This is a genomic window from Lysobacter sp. BMK333-48F3 (assembly GCF_019733395.1).
In the GTDB taxonomy this organism is placed as follows: Bacteria; Pseudomonadota; Gammaproteobacteria; order Xanthomonadales; family Xanthomonadaceae; genus Lysobacter.
This window is the reverse complement of record NZ_JAIHOO010000001.1, coordinates 2,522,717-2,537,500: the sequence shown is the minus strand read 5'-3', so window position 1 is coordinate 2,537,500 and position 14,784 is coordinate 2,522,717. Positions and strand designations below refer to the sequence as shown.

Below are 14,784 nucleotides of genomic sequence, written 5' to 3'. Positions count from 1 at the left end.
CGGTACAGGGGCGGGCGGCGCCGCTCAGACCTGCATCATCTCGAAATCGTCCTTGGTCACCCCGCAGTCGGGGCAGGTCCAGGTGTCCGGCACGTCTTCCCAGCGCGTGCCCGGGGCCAGGCCCTCTTCCGGCAGGCCCTTGGCTTCGTCGTAGATGAAGCCGCAGACGACGCACATCCAGGTGCGGTAGGCGGTGGTCGCGGCGGACTCGGACATGGGCGGATAATGCGTGGATTGCGGGACGCGCATTGTCCCATCCCGCCCTCTCCGACGGAAGCCGACCCCATGACCTCCCGCTGGCCGCGCCGCGGCCTGTACGCGATCACGCCCGACGAGGCCGATACCGCGCGCCTGCTGCGCCGGGTCGAAACGGTGCTCGGCGCCGGCGCGCATTGGCTGCAGTACCGCAACAAGGCCGCCGACGCCGCGCTGCAGCGCGAGCAGGTGCGGGCGCTGCAGCCGCTGTGCCGCGCTCACGGCGTGCCCTTGATCGTCAACGACGACTGGCGCCTGGCCGCGGAACTCGGCGCCGACGGCGCGCACCTGGGCGAAGACGACGGCGCACTGGCCGCCGCGCGCGCCGCGCTCGGCGCCGAAGCGATCCTGGGCGCGTCCTGCTACGACGATATCGGCCTGGCCCGCGCCGCCGCCGCGCACGGCGCCAGCTATGTCGCGTTCGGCGCGTTCTTCGTTTCCCCGACCAAGCCCAACGCCCGCCGCGCCGCGCCCGAACTGCTGGCCCAGGCCGCGCCGCTGGGCCTGCCGCGGGTGGCGATCGGCGGCATCGCCCCGGACAATGCCCGTCCGCTGGTCGACGCCGGCGCCGATCTGCTGGCGGTGATCAGCGGCGTGTTCGACGCGCCCGATCCGGCCGCCGCGGTGCGCGCCTACCTTTCCTGCTTCCAAGAGCCCCGCCATGACTAACCCGCGTTCCCACGAGTTGTTCACCCGCGCCCAGGCGCTGATTCCCGGCGGCGTCAATTCGCCGGTGCGCGCGTTCAAGTCGGTCGGCGGCGAACCGTTCTTCGCCCAGCGCGCCGAAGGCGCCTATCTGTACGACGTCGACGGCAATCGCTATGTCGATTACGTCGGCTCGTGGGGGCCGATGATCGCCGGCCACGCCCATCCGCAGGTACTGGCCGCGGTCGAGCGCACCATGCGCGACGGGCTCAGCTTCGGCGTGCCCAATCCGCTGGAAGTGACCATGGCCGAGGCCATCACCCGGATCGTGCCGAGCTGCGAGATGGTGCGGATGGTGAACTCCGGCACCGAGGCCACGCTGTCGGCGATCCGCGTCGCCCGCGGCGCCACCGGCCGCAGCCTCATCGTCAAGTTCGAAGGCTGCTACCACGGCCACGGCGACAGTTTCCTGGTCAAGGCCGGCAGCGGGGTGATGACCCTGGGCCTGCCGAATTCGCCGGGCGTGCCCTCGGCCCTGGCCGATCTCACCCTGACCCTGCCCTACAACGACTTCGACGCCGCCACGCGCTTGTTCGACGAGGTCGGCGGCGACATCGCCGGCCTGATCATCGAGCCGATCGTCGGCAACGCCAACTGCATCCTGCCGCGCGAGGGCTATCTGCAGCACCTGCGCGAGCTGTGCAGCCGGCACGGCGCGCTGCTGATCTTCGACGAGGTGATGACCGGTTTCCGCGTCGCCCTGGGCGGCGCGCAGGAACGCTACGGCATCGTTCCGGACCTGAGCACCTTCGGCAAGATCATCGGCGGCGGCATGCCGGTCGGCGCTTACGGCGGCCGCCGCGATCTCATGCAACAGGTCGCGCCGGCCGGCCCGATCTACCAGGCCGGCACGCTCAGCGGCAATCCGGTGGCGATGGCCGCCGGCCTGGCGACCCTGGAGCTGATCCAGGCGCGGGGCTTCCACGCCGAACTCGAGCGCCGCACGCACGCGCTCTGCGACGGCCTGGAAGCGGCCGCGCGCGAGGCCGGGATCGCCTTCGTCACCACCCGCGCGGCGGGCATGTTCGGCCTGTATTTCCGCGACGGCGCGGTCGAGACCTTCGACGACGCCAAGGCCTCCGACAGCGCGCGTTTCAATCGATTCTTCCACGCCATGCTCGAGCGCGGCGTGTACTTGGCGCCCTCGGCGTTCGAGGCCGGGTTCGTGTCGAGCGCGCACGGCGAGAGCGAAATCGCGCATACGCTGGAAGCGGCGCGGGCGGCGTTCGCTACGTTGTAAGGCGGCTTGGCGCGGCTGCGGCGACGCGGCGAATGCGGCTTGCTGTTGGATTGGAAGGCAGGAGCGGAAGCAAATCCCCCCCTGCCCCCCTTTTTCAAAGGGGGGAACAGCACGCGAGGGTAACGGCATGCGAAGGGGACTGAGTGCTAAGGGCCGGCGAGTTCGCCGGCCCTTTTGCTTTACCGCGCTCAGAAGGTGAAGGTGGCGCTGAGACCGATGTTGCGACGGGCGCCGAACCAGCAATCGCCGCGGCCCATGCAGATGCTGAAGTAGCGCTTGTCGGTCAGGTTGTTGACGTTGAGCGCCCAGCGCCAGGCGCCGGTTTCGTAGGACACCAGCGCATCGGCCAGGGTCACCGACGGCGTGGTCGGCGCCGGCGGGCTGTCGAAGGCGCTCATGTAGCGCAGGCCCAGGCCGGCGGCGAAACCGTCGCGGCCGCCGATGCTGAAACGCTGCTTGCCCCAGACCGCGGCCTGATGGCGCGGCGTGGCTTCGAGCTGCTTGTCGCTGTCGAGATAGTTGTAGTGCGCGGTGAGGTCGAACGATTCGGTCAGCCTGCCGGTGACCTCCAGCTCCAGGCCGCTGACCTTGGTCTTGCCGGCCTGGATGCTGGTGTTCGGGTTGCGCGGATCGGGGATCAGGCGATTCTTCTCGCGCAGCTCATAGGTCGCCGCGGTGAAGCTCAGGTCGCGGCCGGCCGGCTCGAACTTGACCCCGGCCTCGATCTGTTCGCCCTCTTTCGGGGTGTAGCGCGCGCCGGTGATCGCATTGCTGCCGGCCAGCGGGGTGAAGGATTCGCTGTAGCTGACATACGGCGACCAGCCGGCCCAGTCGTGGAACATCAGGCCCAGGCGCTTGGTGGTGGCGCTGGAATCCTCTTCGCCTTGGCCGGCGACGCCGTTCTTGACCCGATCGTGGCGCAGGCCGGCGACCACGATCCAGTGCTCGCCGATCTTCATCTGGTCCTGCAGATACAGACCGACCTGGCGTTGGCTGCTGGCGACCGCAGGCGGCAGCGGCGGCGGCGTGTACGGCGCATACACCGGGGCGAAAATGTCGATCGCCGGCACGGTGTCGAACATCTGCCGTTCGTCCTGCTTGAAGCGGACCGCGTCCAGGCCCGCCAGCATCTGGTGATCGACCGCGCCGGTCTTGAAGCGGCCTTCGACGTGCTGGTCGATGTTCTGCATGCGCACTTCGGTCTTGGCGAACCAGCCCTCGCGCGGCAACAGGCGCTGCTGCGGATCCACGAACGGCTGCGTCGGGCTCACGAACGGGTTGCCGTAGACGCTGACGTAATCGACCTTGTTGCGGGCGGCGCGGAACGACTGGCGCAGGCTCCAGTTTTCGTTGAAGCGGTGCTCGAACTGCCAGCCCGCGGTGGTGCGGTCGGTGTCGTAGTGATCGCCGGGGTTGCCGATGTAGCGGTCCAGCGGAACCCGCCCGTTCGGATTGGGCGCCAGCAGTCCGCTCCAGCCGAAGAACTGCGCGGTCGACCCGCTGCGGTCCTGCTGCCAGGTCATCTGCAGGGTCAGCGAGGTGTCTTCGCTCGGCTTCCAGGTCAGCGAGGGCGCGAACAGGCGGCGATCGTCGCCGACCTGATCGACCTGGGTTTCGCTGTCGCGATACACGCCGACCAGGCGGTACAGCCAGGTGCCGTCGTCGGTCAGCGCGCCGGTGACGTCGGCGTTGACCTGGCGGCGGTCGAAGCTGCCCAACTGCAGGCCGATTTCGCGCCGCGTCTGCGCCTGCGGGCGCTTGCTGACCAGGTTGACCACGCCCGCGGTGCTGCCCTGTCCGAACAGCATCGAGGCCGGTCCGCGCAGCACTTCGATGCGCTCGAGCATGTAGGGATCGGTGCGCGCGGTGCTGGTGTAGTAGTTGAACGAGCTGCGCAGGCCGTCGAGGTACTGGTCGGGCGAGCTGCCGCGGATCAGCACCGAGTCGGTGCGCGAATCCAGGCCGTAGGCGTCGGAACGCACGCCGGCCGCGTAGCCGAGCGCGTCCTGCACGTTCAGGGCGCCCTGGTCGGTCATGCGCTCGCGGGTCACCACGGTGATCGCCTGCGGGGTCTCGCCGATCGGCGTTTCGGTCTTGGTCGCCGTGGCGGCGGTGTCGGCCTTGTAGCCGTCGCCGGCGCTTTGCACGACCACGTGGTCGAGCGTGGTGGCCCGATCGCGTTCGGCTTCGGCCGGGGCGGCGTCGGCATTGGCGGCAACGGCAGGCAGGCTCAAGGGAAAGGCGATGGCCAAGGCCAGGGGCGCCAGGCGCGGACGGCGGCGGGACATGGTGCGGCTCCGGGGGTTAACGGCAAACGAGAATTATTATCGTTTGAATCGGCCGCATGGGTAAAGACCCGGGTTTTTGCCGGGTTTCGGACACGGCGCGCGGCCGCGCAGGCGTCTGCCGACCGAGGGCTCGGGACCTGCGCGCCGCGACGCGAGGGTCTAGCGAAGGTCGGTTTCGACGCAGTGCGAAGACGCAGCGAAAGCGCGCGAACCGCGTTGCCGAGGCGGCGAGGCCGAAGCGGCGCGCAGCGGGCGTCGCTTGGATCGGTCGGCGGCCGGGGCTGCGAAAAGCGACGGCGGGGCTACGCGGCTTCGTGGGCCGCGGCTTATGGCCGGAGGAAATCCGCGTGGGACGGCGCTTCTACGCAAGCCGCGGCCGCAGCGCGAACAGGCCGCAAGCGGCGCGGCGGTTCGCGGCGCGCCGGTTCGGCTCAGCGGCCGAGGAACTTCAACAGCGCGGCGCGCAAGCGCTGCAGGCCTTCGGCGATGTCGGCATCGGCGATGTTCAGCGCCGGCACGAAGCGCAGCACGTCGGGGCCGGCCTGCAACAGCAGCAGGCCTTGTTCGACGCACAGGTCGAGGATGTCGCCGGCCTTGCCGGCATGCGCCGGGCGCAGCTGCGCGCCGATCATCAGGCCGCGGCCGCGAACCTCGCTGAACAATTCCAGCTCGGCATCCAGCGCGTGCAGGCCGGCGCGGATCGCCGCGGCCTGGCGCTCGACGTTGGCCATCAGCTCGGGCGAGCGCAGTTCGCGCAAGGCCGCGCCGGCGACCGCGGCGGCGAGCGGATTGCCGCCGAAGGTGGTGCCGTGCGCGCCGAACTGCATCGCCTGCGCGGCCTGGGCACCGACCAGCATCGCGCCGATCGGGAAGCCGCTGCCCAGGGCCTTGGCCAGGGTGACCACGTCCGGGGCCACGCCGTAGGCATGGCAGGCGAACAACTGGCCGGTGCGGCCCATGCCGCACTGGATCTCGTCCAGGATCAGCAGCGCCTGGTGGCGGTCGCACAGCGCGCGCAGGCCTTGCAGGAAGGCTTCGTCGGCGGCGGTCACCCCGCCCTCGCCCTGGACCGGCTCGACCAGCACCGCGCACACCGCGCCGTCGGCCATCGCCGCCTCGGCCGCGGCCAGATCGTTGAAATCGCTGTAACGGAACCCTGGCGGCAGCGGCTCGAAACCTTCGTGGTACTTGGGCTGTGCGGTCGCGGTGACCGCGGCCAGGGTGCGGCCGTGGAAGCTGCCGCGGAAGCTCAGGATGACCCGGCGTTCGGGTTCGCGGCCCTGGGCGGTGGCCCACTTGCGCGCCAGCTTGATCGCCGCCTCGTTGGCTTCGGCGCCGGAATTGCACAGGAACACGCGCTCGGCAAAGCCCGAGGCCGAGACCAGTTGCTCGGCCAGTTGCAGCGGCGGCTGGCTGACGAACACATTGCTGGTATGCCACAGCTTGCCGGCCTGTTCGGTCAGGGCCCGGATCAGCGCCGGATGGGCGTGGCCGAGCGCGTTGACCGCGATGCCGGCGCCGAAATCCACGTATTCGCGGCCGTCCAGGTCCCAGATGCGCGAGCCCTGGCCGCGATCGAGCACGATCCGGCGCGGGCGGTAGACGGGCAGGTAATAGCGCTCGGAAAGGGCGTAGAGCGAGGCGGTGTCCATGGACGGCGGCGGTTCGCGGTGCGGGAGGAAGCGGCCATTGTCGCGCATCGTGCCGGGACGCGCAGCGGCGCCGGCCTGCCGCGGCCATCCTTGGGGGTTGCCAGGCGCCCGGGCGCCGCCAGCTGTCCGCCGCGCCCGGCTCGCACCGGGCGAAGACGGAATCGGCAGGCAGCCGCCGCACCGAATCGCGCCGCTGCGGCGGGCTCGGCCCGACCGGAAGGGACGCGTCCGCGCAGCCGCCGCCGACGCGGGACTTCGCGCAATTTCGCGACTTGTGCCCATTACCCGCGCCGCGAACGACTTTCACCGGCGCCGCTTTTCGGCGCGAGCCCCCGTCGCAGCGTCGTCGTCGATTTACACGGCCTCGTGTCCATTGACGCGTTTCGAAACGCGGTGAGGTAATCGCCGCCGCGCTGCGCCGCCCAGCGTCATCCATTCCCGCCTACGGAGAACGACCATGCGAAAGACCGCCATCGGGTTGTTGCTGTCCCTGTCGTTGCTGTCGAGTCCCTTGTTCGCGCAGACCACCAAGACCGTCGTCCCGCTGGGCGGAAACGCCTTCATCACCCGGCCCGCGCCAGCAGGCGAAGAGCTGGTCAACGACACCGGGCTGCACAATTGGAGTTCGGACAAGGCCGTGGCCAGCGTGTATTTCTTCGCCAACCGCGCCGGCCGGGTCGAGCTGTCGCTGGTGGGCGCGTTGCACGGCGCGAACCGCAGCACGGTCGAGGTGTCGATCGACGGCCAGCGCCGGCTCGCCGCACTGTCGGGCACGGGCACCTCGTCTTTCCACGTCGGCAGCTTCGCCATCGCCCGGCCCGGCTACGTCAAGGTCGATCTTCGCGGAGTGAGCAGCGACGGCGGCTACTACGGCGACATTTCCGGGCTCGAGGTCAGCGGCAGCGCCGCGGACGCCGGCCTGGTGTTCGCCAACGACCCGGCCAACTTCTACTGGTCGCGGCGCGGCCCGTCCGGCCACCTGGGCTACAGCGTTCCGGACGACACCGAGTACTTCTACAACGAAGTCACCGTGGCCAAGGGCCGCGACCCGATCGGCTCGTACTTCATGGCCAACGGCTTCTCGCAGGGCTATTTCGGCATCCAGGTCAACTCCGCCAAGGAGCGCCGGGTGCTGTTCTCGGTATGGGATTCGCCGACCGGCAAGACCACGTTGCTGAAGAAAGGCGAAGACGTGATCGCCCAGGATTTCGGCGGCGAGGGCACCGGCGGCCAGAGCTTCCTGCGCTACGACTGGAAACCCGGCCACACCTACCGCTTCATCACCCGGGCGCGCCCGGACGGACAGGGCAACACTCTGTTCTCGGCCTGGTTCGGCACGCCTTGCGTGCTCGGCCGCGGCGATTGCCGCTGGCGCTTCATCGCCACCTGGAAGTACGAGGGCGGGTCGACCTATCAGAAGGGCGTGTACTCCTTCATCGAGTCGTTCAACCCGAACTACGGCTACCTCGACCGCCTGGCCCTGTACGGCAACCAGTGGGCGGTGTCCGCCGACGGCGTGTGGACCGAAATCAAATCGGCGCGCTTCACCGTCGATGCCACTGCGCACAACCGGCAGCGCCTGGACATCACCGGCGGCGCGATCGCCCCGGCCTTCTATCTGCGCAACACCGGCTTCTTCAGTCATGCGGCGACGCCGGGCAGCGTGTTCGCCCGCAGCGCGTCGTGGTTCAAGCCGCGGGTGAACCTGGCGGCGCTGCCCGAGGCTGCGCCCTGAGCCGTCGTCGACCCGTCGTTCAAGCCAACAGCCCCGCATCGCGGGGCTGTTTTTTATCGAACATCGCCAGGAGGCGACCGGCTCAATCCAGGAACAGATCCGGCAACAGCGGCTTGCCCGGCTCGACCGCGTAGCGGCCGAAATCGCTCACCCCGGCTTCGCCCAGCACCTCTTCGTCGATCAGGAACCGGCCGTAGAAGCCCTGCGCCGGCCGGATCAGCACTTCGCGCACCGCGTCGGCGACGATCTCCGGCTTGCGGCAGCGGTCGACGGGAACGCCGGGGATGAGATTCAGCGCATCGGTGGCGATGATGGTTTTCGGCCATAGCGCGTTCACCGCTATTCCGGTCGGGCCGAACTCGGCGGCCAGGCCCAGGGTGACGAAGCTCATGCCCATCTTGGCCAGGGTGTAGCCGGTATGCGGCGCCCACCACTTCGGGTCAAGGCTGGGCGGCGGCGCCAGGGTCAGGATGTGCGGGTTGGCGGCCTGGCGCAGGTAGGGCAGGCAGGCCTGGGCGCAGAGGAAGCTGCCGCGGGCGTTGACCTGCTGCATCAGGTCGAAGCGCTTCATCGGCGTGTCCAGGGTGCCGCGCAGCCAGATCGCGCTGGCGTTGTTGACCAGGATGTCGATGCCGCCGAACGCGTCCGCAGTCGCCGCGACCGCGGCCTGGACTTCGTCCTCTTCGCGGATATCGCACTTGAGCGCCAGCGCGCGCCCGCCGGCCGCCTCGACTTCGGCCGCGACGCTATGGATGGTGCCCGGCAGCTTGGGATTGGCGACCGAGGACTTGGCCGCGATGGCGATGTTGGCGCCGTCGCGCGCAGCGCGCAGCGCGATCTCGCGGCCGATGCCGCGCGAGGCGCCGGTGATGAAGAGGGTTTTGCCTTGGAGGGTCATTGGGGGGCCGGGAATCGGGAATGGGGAATCGGGAATCGGTAAAGCAGTTGCCCCAATGCTAATCCCTACGCAGGCGTTTGGGCCGAGACCCAAGCCCTACTCACAAGAAGCCGCGCCCCGCTGTTCCGATTCCCCATTCCCCATTCCCCATTCCCGATTCCCGCCCCTCAAGGCTTAGGCCCCTGCCCCTCGTTGTCTTCCCAATGCAGGATCCGGCGGGTGACGAAGCGGTAGACCGGCTTGCCGGTGGCGAACCAGGCCTCGCGCAGCCAGGAGCGGCGCTGCAGCAGGCGACGCTCGACCGGGGTCAGCGCCTGCGCGCAGTAGGTGCGCTTGTGTTTGAGCAGATGGCGCAAATCCTCGCGCGCGAGCAGGCGCATCCAGCGCGCGCGCGGGTCGCCGCGGGTGGCGAGCTGGAAGTCGATGATCGCCGGACGGCCATCGGCCAGGACCAGCCAGTTGGCTTCCTTGGCCAGGTCGTTGTGCGCCAGGCCGCGCCGGTGCAGGCGTTGCAGCAGGCGCCGGGCCTGGCGGAAATAGGCCAGGTCGCCGCGCGGCGGGCGCTGGTACATGGCCGCGCCGTCGAGATAGCTGCGGTCCAGGCGGCGGCCGTCCCAGGCCAGCAACTGCGGCGTCGCCTCCAGGCCGTCGACGCGCCGCAAGGCGCGCGCTTCGCGCCGCGCCAGCCACCACGCCGGCAGCCGCAGCCACCACGGCACGTGACCGAGATCGCGCCGCACGAACAAACCCTGCGGCCCGCGCATCAAGGCGATGCGGCCGAAGCTGTCGGCCTTGAGCGCGGCGACTTCGCTGGGCTGGCTGGGGTCGGTGGGCATGGCGGCAAGTGTACTGGCAGCCGGGAATCGGGAATCGGGAATGGGGAATCGGCAAGCAGAACCTGCCCGCCCTGGAGTCTGGCTCTTACGATTCCCGATTCCCGATTCCCCATTCCCGGCCCCAAACACAGTCATCCTCGCCACAGCACGCCCTGCCTATAATCGGGCGATGGAACCTGCCTGGCTCGAAAGCGCGACCGCATGGATCGCGGCCAATCCCATCGCCGCCGGCATCGTGATCTTCCTGATCGCGTTCTGCGATGCGCTGGTCATCGTCGGCATCGTCGTGCCCGCATTGCCGCTGCTGTTCGCGGTCGGCGCGCTGGTCGGCCTCGGCCACATCAACGGCCCCTATGCCTTGATCTGCTCGACCCTGGGCGCCTTCGCCGGCGACGGCTTGAGCTACTGGGTCGGCTATCGCTGGGGCCCGACCCTGCGCGAACGCTGGCCGTTCTCGCGCTATCCGCAATGGCTGGACCGCGGCGAGAACCTGTTCCGCCGCCACGGCAGCAAGAGCATCGTGATCGCCCGCTTCGTCGGCGCGGTGCGGCCGTTCGTGCCGGCCATCGCCGGCATGCTGCGCATGCCGATGCGGCGCTACGCGATTCCCAGCCTGCTGGCCTGCGTCGCCTGGTCGGGGCTGTTCCTGGCGCCGGGCTGGATCCTGGGCGCGTCCTACGACGCGGTCGCCGCGGTCGCCGACCGGCTCGCGGTGGTGCTGGGCGGGCTGTTGGTGGCCGTGGCCCTGGTCTGGGCCGGGGTGCTCTACACCTGGCGCTGGTTCGCCAACCACGCCGACAACCTGCTCGCCCGGGCCTTGCGCTGGACCCGCGCGCATCCGCGCCTGGGCCGCTACGCCGCGGCGCTGATCGACCCCAACCGGCCCGAATCGGCCTCGCTGGTGATGCTGGCGGTGTGCCTGCTCGGCATCAGCTGGATCTGGTTCACCCTGCTGGCCTCTCTGTTGGCCAGCGGCGGGCCGCTGGCGATCGACCACAGCGTGCACGAGTTCATGTGGACCTTGCGCAATCCGCTCGCCGACCGGCTGATGGCCGCGCTGGCCAGCCTCGGCGATCCGGCGGTGCTGGCGCCGGCGGCGCTGGCGGTGCTGGCGTATCTGGCCTGGCGCCGGCGCTGGATGGCGGCGGCGCACTGGGTCGGCGCGATCGTGTTCGGCCTGGCCCTGACCCAGTTGCTGGAAGCGGCGATCGACATGCCGCGTCCGCCGACCGCGCCGGCCGGCTTCGGCTTCCCCTCGGTCGCGGTCACCATGACCACGATCGTGTTCGGGTTCTTCGCCGTGCTGATCGCACGCGAACTGCCGGGGCGGCAGCGGGTCTGGCCGTACCTGATGGCCGGAGTGGTCACCACCCTGGTCGGTTTCTCGCGCCTGTACCTGGGCGCGCACTGGCCCAGCGACCTGGTCGGCGGCACCTTGTTCGGCATCGTCTGGCTGCTGGTGCTGGGCATCGCCTATCGCCGCCACGTCGCCCGTTCGTTCTGGATGCGGCCGCTGGCGGTGCTGTTCTACACCGTGTTCGCCGCCGCCGCGCTGTGGCACGCGCCGCGCGCCGCCGATGCGCTGCTGGCCAAGTTCGCCGCCGCCCAGCCCAGCGCCGTGCTCGACGCGCAGGCCTGGTGGCGCAGCGACTGGGCCAGCCTGCCGGCGCAGCGCAACGAACGCGACGCGCGCGGGCGCTGGCCGCTGGACGTGCAGGTCGCCGGCGCGTTGCCGCCGCTGCGCGCCAGCCTGGAGGCGGCCGGTTGGCGGGTGCAGGAACAGGCCAATTGGCTGGCGACCATCGCCCTGCTCGACGACGACACCCCGGCGCGCGAGCAGGTGGTGCTGCCGGCCACCCTGGACGCGCAGGCCGAAGCCCTGCTGATGCTGCGCGACGGCCCGACGCCGGACCAGCAGTACGCGCTGCGCCTGTGGCCGGCGCCGGCGGTGCTTTCCGACGGCACGCCGCTGTGGGTCGGCACCACCCAGACCTTGCGCCTGACCAAGCCCTTCGATGCCGCCGCGCTGTGGCTGCCGCAGGCCGACGGCGGCCGCGCCCATGCCGAAGTGCGCAAGGCGCTGACCGGCTTCGTCCTGCTCGAACAGCCGCATCCGAAGAACGGCGCGCCGGTGCTGCGCCTGCGTTCGCAGTATCAGTTGCCGCAGAGCGCCGCGCCCGCGCCCTGAAGCGCGGCCGTGCGGCCGCTCAGTGCAACAGGGTCAGCAGGTGATCCAGGCGCCGGTGCGGGTCGTCGAGTTGCAGCAGCCATTGCCGCTGCGCCGGCGCCAGCGGCAGCAGTTCGGCCAGGCGCCAGCCGACCCAGGCGGCCTCGTCGCGACGCGCGTGCGGCGCCAAGTGGTGTTCGCCGCCGGCCTGTTCGAGCAGCCCCTCCAGCAGGGTCGCCAGCAACGAATGTTCGGGCCGCAGTTCGTCGTCCGGATCCGGCGCGCACCATTCGACCTCGGCGACCTGCAAGCCGTTGTCGCGCACCCGCACCCGGCCGGCGTGGAAGCGGCGCGCGCCGCGCACGCGCAACAGCAACAGGCCGTCGTCGCCGGTGCCGAAATCCTCGATCAGCGCCTCGGTGCCGAACGCCGCTGCGCTGGCCGGCGCGCCGACCTCGTCGCCTTCCATGATCAGGCACACGCCGAAGCCGCGGCCTTCGCGGCCGCAGTCGCGGATCAGGTCGAGGTAGCGGCGCTCGAACACGCGCAGGTCGATCGACGCGCCCGGCACCAGCACGGTATGCAACGGAAACAGTCCGAGCGGTTGGTCGTCGACAGGCATGGCCGCAGTGTACTCGCGGCCCGGTCGGCGTCGAGAGACGGAATGCGCGTCAGCAGATGCGGCGTCCAACGCGGCCCGCGCAGACCGTGATCCGCGGGGCGCGACCTGCGGGGCGCGATCCGCGAGGCTTGGGACGGCCGGCGTCGGCCGGCTCCGGAAGGTCAGGCGGTCTGCGCCTCGGCCAATGCGGCGAAGAACCGCCGCGGCGCGCCGTCGAAGCCGCCGTTGGACATGAACACCACATGGTCGCCGGCGCGCACGCGTTCGCGCAGCGCGGCGATCAGCGCGTCGGCATCGGCCACCGCGACGCCTTCGCCGCGCAGGCCGGCGACCACCTTGCCGGCATCCCAGGCCAGCTCGGGACGGTGCAGGAACACCACCGCGTCGGCGCCGTCCAGCGACGGCGCCAGCGCATCGGCGTGCGCGCCCAGGCGCATCGAATTGCTGCGCGGCTCCATCGCCACCACGATCCGCGCCGCGCCGACCCGCGCGCGCAGGCCGGCCAGGGTGGTCGCGATCGCGGTCGGATGGTGGGCGAAGTCGTCGTAGACGGTGACGCCGCCGGCTGCGCCGATCACTTCCAGGCGACGCTTGACGCTGCGGAACCGGGCCAGCGCCGGCAGCACCGCGGCGACGTCGACGCCGACCGCGTTGGCCGCGGCCAGCGCGGCCAACGCGTTCATCACGTTGTGCCGGCCGAGCAGCGGCCATTCGACCTCGCCCAGTTCGCGGCCTTGCTGCAGCACCGCGAAACGGCTGCCGTCCTGGTGGATCAGGCGCGCGCTCCAGTCGAACCCGGCCGCGCCGTCGCCGGCGTCGAGGCCGAAGCGCTCGACCGGGGTCCAGCAGCCCATCGCCAGCACTTCGGCCAGGCGCGCGTCTTCGCCGTTGACGATCAGCCGGCCGCGGCGCGGCACGGTGCGCACCAGATGGTGGAACTGGCGCTGGATCGCGGCGACGTCGGGAAAGATGTCGGCGTGGTCGTACTCGAGGTTGTTGAGGATCGCGACCAGCGGCCGGTAGTGGACGAACTTGCTGCGCTTGTCGAAGAACGCGGTGTCGTACTCGTCGGCCTCGACCACGAATTCGCGCCCGCTCCCGACCCGGGCCGAGACGCCGAAATCCTCGGCCACGCCGCCGATCAGGAAGCCCGGCTCGCGACCGGCGGCTTGCAGCAGCCAGGTCAGGATGGTGGTGGTGGTGGTCTTGCCGTGGGTACCGGCGACGGCCAGGGTGTCGCGGCCCGGCAGCACCCGTTCGCTCAGCCACTGCGCGCCGGAGGTGTAGCGGCGGCCGTCGTCGAGCACCTGTTCGACCGCGGGGTTGCCGCGCGAGAGCGCGTTGCCGACCACGATCTCGTCGCAGTCCGGCGAGATGTTTTCGGGACGATAGCCCTGGCTCAGGACGATGCCGAGCTGCTCGAGCTGGGTCGACATCGGCGGATACACCGCCTGGTCGCTGCCTTCCACGTCGTGGCCGAGTTCGCGCGCGAGCGCGGCGACGCCGCCCATGAAGGTACCGGCGATGCCCAAGATATGCAGCTTCAAGATCCGAGTTTCCAAAAGAGTTTGCGAATGCTCAACGAAGCGACTCCCGCTGGCACCGACTCCCCCTCTCCCGCCTGCGGGAGAGGGATGGGGTGAGGGCGCGCGCGAACGGCCAACGACGAAACCATCCTACCGCCGCGCTTGGCCTTCAATACCGGGATCTGGATTCGAACAAAACGGGGGCGGCGGCTCGCCGCCCTCACCCCGGCCCTCTCCCGCCAGCGGGAGAGGGGCAAAGCAAGAACGCAGGCTCAGCCCACCGTCGGCGCCGGTTCCAGCGCTTCGACGATGCGGGTGAAGACCTCGTCGAGCGAGCCGACGCCGTCGACCACGGTCAGGCGGCCGTGCTGGCGGTAGTACTCGATCACCGGCGCGGTCACGTCGTCGTAGACCTTCAGCCGGGTGCGCACGGCATCCGGACTGTCGTCGGCGCGGCCCTGGGCGGCGGCGCGGCCGGCGATGCGGTCGACCAGCAGGTCGGTCGACACCTCGAGCTGGACCGCGAAGTCCATCGGCTGGCCGATCTTCTTCAGCAGCACGTCCAGCGCATCGGCCTGGGCCAGGTTGCGCGGGTAGCCGTCGAGGATGAAGCCGCCGGCGGTGTCGGGACGCGAGAAGCGGTCCTCGAGCATGCCGAGCAGGATCTCGTCGCTGACCAGGTTGCCGGCGTCCATCACCGCCTTGGCTTCCAGGCCCAGCTTGCTGCCGGCCGCGACTTCGGCGCGCAGCAGGTCGCCGGTGGAAATATGCGGCACCTGCAGATGCTCCTTGAGCCGCGCAGCCTGCGTACCCTTGCCGGAACCCGGCGCGCCCAGAAGTACCAATCGCATCAACATCGC

12 protein-coding genes are annotated in these 14,784 nt (G+C 70.3%); 4 read left to right on the top strand and 8 right to left on the bottom strand.

All coding sequences use genetic code 11. The features are described from left to right. Window positions 1-24: 24 nt before the first annotated feature. Window positions 25-216: a rubredoxin gene (locus K4L06_RS10780; protein ID WP_064748480.1), complete on the bottom strand. Its 192-nt coding sequence runs from the start codon at window positions 214-216 to the stop codon at window positions 25-27. A 69-nt stretch (window positions 217-285) separates the two neighbouring features. Between K4L06_RS10780 and thiE the strand changes: the two genes are divergently transcribed. Together thiE and hemL are read left to right on the top strand one after the other, a co-directional pair. Next, entirely contained in the window at window positions 286-924 is a 639-nt protein-coding gene (gene thiE, locus K4L06_RS10775) for a thiamine phosphate synthase (protein ID WP_221671388.1), read from the top strand. Beyond that, window positions 917-2,200: a glutamate-1-semialdehyde 2,1-aminomutase gene (gene hemL / locus K4L06_RS10770; RefSeq protein WP_221671387.1), complete on the top strand. Its 1,284-nt coding sequence runs from the start codon at window positions 917-919 to the stop codon at window positions 2,198-2,200. The genes thiE and hemL overlap by 8 nt, the downstream gene beginning before the upstream one ends. 188 nt (window positions 2,201-2,388) lie before the next feature. Here the strand turns inward: hemL and K4L06_RS10765 are convergent, their stop codons facing one another. After that, complete coding sequence (locus K4L06_RS10765; protein WP_221671386.1) at window positions 2,389-4,488, bottom strand: TonB-dependent siderophore receptor; 2,100 nt, start codon at window positions 4,486-4,488, stop codon at window positions 2,389-2,391. 431 nt (window positions 4,489-4,919) lie between these two features. After that, complete coding sequence (locus K4L06_RS10760; protein WP_221671385.1) at window positions 4,920-6,140, bottom strand: acetylornithine/succinyldiaminopimelate transaminase; 1,221 nt, start codon at window positions 6,138-6,140, stop codon at window positions 4,920-4,922. A gap of 457 nt (window positions 6,141-6,597) precedes the next feature. Between K4L06_RS10760 and K4L06_RS10755 the strand changes: the two genes are divergently transcribed. Beyond that, window positions 6,598-7,875, top strand: a complete 1,278-nt coding sequence (locus tag K4L06_RS10755; RefSeq protein WP_221671384.1) for a DUF5077 domain-containing protein — start codon at window positions 6,598-6,600, stop codon at window positions 7,873-7,875. 82 nt (window positions 7,876-7,957) lie between these two features. Here K4L06_RS10755 and K4L06_RS10750 read toward each other — a convergent pair whose 3' ends face one another. Next, window positions 7,958-8,773, bottom strand: a complete 816-nt coding sequence (locus K4L06_RS10750; protein WP_221671383.1) for an NAD(P)-dependent oxidoreductase — start codon at window positions 8,771-8,773, stop codon at window positions 7,958-7,960. 167 nt (window positions 8,774-8,940) lie between these two features. Continuing rightward, window positions 8,941-9,609 carry a serine/threonine protein kinase gene (locus tag K4L06_RS10745; protein ID WP_221671382.1) on the bottom strand — a complete coding sequence of 223 codons (669 nt, stop codon included), beginning with the start codon at window positions 9,607-9,609 and terminating at the stop codon, window positions 8,941-8,943. Window positions 9,610-9,778: 169 nt separating this feature from the next. On the opposite strand from K4L06_RS10745, the gene K4L06_RS10740 reads away from it, so the two are divergent. Continuing rightward, window positions 9,779-11,797: a bifunctional DedA family/phosphatase PAP2 family protein gene (locus tag K4L06_RS10740; protein ID WP_221671381.1), complete on the top strand. Its 2,019-nt coding sequence runs from the start codon at window positions 9,779-9,781 to the stop codon at window positions 11,795-11,797. Window positions 11,798-11,816: 19 nt separating this feature from the next. Here the strand turns inward: K4L06_RS10740 and K4L06_RS10735 are convergent, their stop codons facing one another. From K4L06_RS10735 to K4L06_RS10725, 3 genes are all read right to left on the bottom strand, one after another. After that, complete coding sequence (locus K4L06_RS10735) at window positions 11,817-12,398, bottom strand: LON peptidase substrate-binding domain-containing protein (RefSeq protein ID WP_221671380.1); 582 nt, start codon at window positions 12,396-12,398, stop codon at window positions 11,817-11,819. A 161-nt stretch (window positions 12,399-12,559) separates the two neighbouring features. Beyond that, window positions 12,560-13,948: a UDP-N-acetylmuramate:L-alanyl-gamma-D-glutamyl-meso-diaminopimelate ligase gene (mpl, locus tag K4L06_RS10730; protein WP_221673598.1), complete on the bottom strand. Its 1,389-nt coding sequence runs from the start codon at window positions 13,946-13,948 to the stop codon at window positions 12,560-12,562. Window positions 13,949-14,196: 248 nt separating this feature from the next. Further along, window positions 14,197-14,775, bottom strand: coding sequence for an adenylate kinase (locus K4L06_RS10725; RefSeq protein WP_221671379.1), 579 nt, complete (start codon window positions 14,773-14,775; stop codon window positions 14,197-14,199). Window positions 14,776-14,784: the final 9 nt, after the last annotated feature.